General features: G+C 24.7%; 3 protein-coding genes. All 3 read right to left on the bottom strand.

Annotated elements, in window-relative coordinates; genetic code table 11:
• Window positions 1–35: 35 nt before the first annotated feature.
• Window positions 36–431 carry a hypothetical protein gene (locus ARSQ2_RS11055; RefSeq protein WP_181995325.1) on the bottom strand — a complete coding sequence of 132 codons (396 nt, stop codon included), beginning with the start codon at window positions 429–431 and terminating at the stop codon, window positions 36–38.
• A 197-nt stretch (window positions 432–628) separates the two neighbouring features.
• Window positions 629–973 (bottom strand): hypothetical protein, encoded by a 345-nt coding sequence (locus ARSQ2_RS11050; RefSeq protein WP_181995324.1) that lies wholly within the window; start codon window positions 971–973, stop codon window positions 629–631.
• A gap of 564 nt (window positions 974–1,537) precedes the next feature.
• Window positions 1,538–1,765 (bottom strand): hypothetical protein, encoded by a 228-nt coding sequence (locus ARSQ2_RS11045; RefSeq protein ID WP_181995323.1) that lies wholly within the window; start codon window positions 1,763–1,765, stop codon window positions 1,538–1,540.
• Window positions 1,766–1,989 lie beyond the last annotated feature (224 nt).

Here is a 1,989-nt window from a genome sequence, read left to right as displayed (position 1 = left end):
AAATTAAGTCGCTTAGCTATACTGTTAATTGATCATTAATGTTGAGTAATAACAGCTGCCAGGGAATTAATAGGATCTAGCTGATTAATATTATCTACTATTGTTACCACAGTTCCTTTTGCAACAGGAAAAGTAACTATAGCATCAGTCAGAATATTAGCTATTTTAACTATACTATCTGCCATTTGTAGTTTTGACTCATTTATCTCCTTTAATGAAAATTTATCAAGTTGATCACCAAAACTATAATCTGTTATTGATTCGTCAATTTGTGAATATGATTGATACAATTCATCTAGGGATGTTTCTAATGTTTTGTCATTATTAATTTTAAAAGCGATTGTATTTTCTATTTTTTTATCTTTTCCTTGGTTAAATAACAGTATAGCTCTTATACATAAAAGTAGTATTACAATAAAAAAACATAACAATGAATATGATTCTAATAATATATTTCATAACAATAACAATAACAATAACAATAACAATAACAATAACAATAACAAATCGCTTTCATAGATATTTTAAACTGAAATCTAATTTTATTTCTATTAATTAATTTACAGTATTTATTAATGATTATTTTTTAATCATAATTTGATTAATTATTCTTTTTTAATAACTATGCTTAATCAATACATAATTTACGATTAATTTTTTGCGGAAACATATTATTTTGTGCTACCCAATCGGAAAGAACAATAAATCTAAGAACAATAATAAGTTTCATATCGTCAGAAGATACTGATGAACTTAAAAATTTAAGGTCTATTCTAGATATCTCAATTTTCTCTGCTGATTCTTTAGTAGGCTTATATTTTTTGTTCTCTTCATCATAAGATATTTTTATTTCGGCTGAATATAAATATAATCTAACAACATAAGATTCTGAATCTAATACGGTATGAGTAAATAATATACCGCTATTTTTATCAGTAATATTGGCAACAGAACGTCTAATCAGTGTCTTCAATGATAAATTGATATATTTTTTCTTGCTCTGATACATTTGATATTACTGTAATATTGTTGATAACAAATCTTTATAATTATTATTATCATAATAAATTTTATGGGTAGACGAAGTTTCTAAAAGAAACAGGGGGATAGATAAAAATATTGAAAGATATTTCCGATAATTTTTATCTTTAACTATATATTTATTTAAAATAGAATTATATGATCCATTTAAAATTAAATATAAATTTTTATCTTTAAATATTCCCATAAAATATCCTTTTATGTTTTAATGTAGATACTAAATAATAATAAATGTTAATTATTATTTCTTATCAAAAGAATAGTTCATACTTTCTTTTTTATTTTTTGCTTTAGTTTTTATTTTTTTATACATTATTCTAAATCACTTCTGGTCGTATCAAGTAGAATTTTAGCAATTTTCTTATCATAAATAAAAGTATGCATTTTAGCAAAATGTTTTTTATTTGTATGCGGAAAATATATTTATCGGTAGGCTGACTTTTAGTATTACCAGTTTATCTTTCAAATAAGATATGTGAAGAGTTTATATAAAATTTCATATCATCTTTACTTCCTGATGCAATAACACCTTGGGAAAATAATATATTGGTATTTTTTGTTCAGAATAAGATAATCCAGCTTTAGCTAACTGAGTAACAGAATTTTTAATTTTATTCATATCAACACCAGTAATACTATCATATATATTTACAATCTTATCAATCAGATCATTATAGTTCTCTTCTCGATAACTAAGATAAATTAACTTATCTTCCTCCACCATCATTAGCACATTTTTTTTATTTCCTCCGCATAAGCCATATATGCCTCAGCATTACCTGACATGCTAGGTTTTTGCGGATCATAGCCAATACCACCCATCGCTATGGTACTTATAACATAGCTAAACGACTTAATTTTGATGACACTATTTATATGAGCTATTCAATTGATTTTAGACGTAAAGTGATATTTACGATGGAAGAAGAAGGGTTGAGTATCCGAGAA

Source organism: Arsenophonus endosymbiont of Bemisia tabaci Q2 (assembly GCF_902713415.1).
Taxonomy (GTDB): domain Bacteria; phylum Pseudomonadota; class Gammaproteobacteria; order Enterobacterales; family Enterobacteriaceae; genus Arsenophonus.
This window is presented reverse-complemented; position numbering and strand designations above follow the sequence as displayed.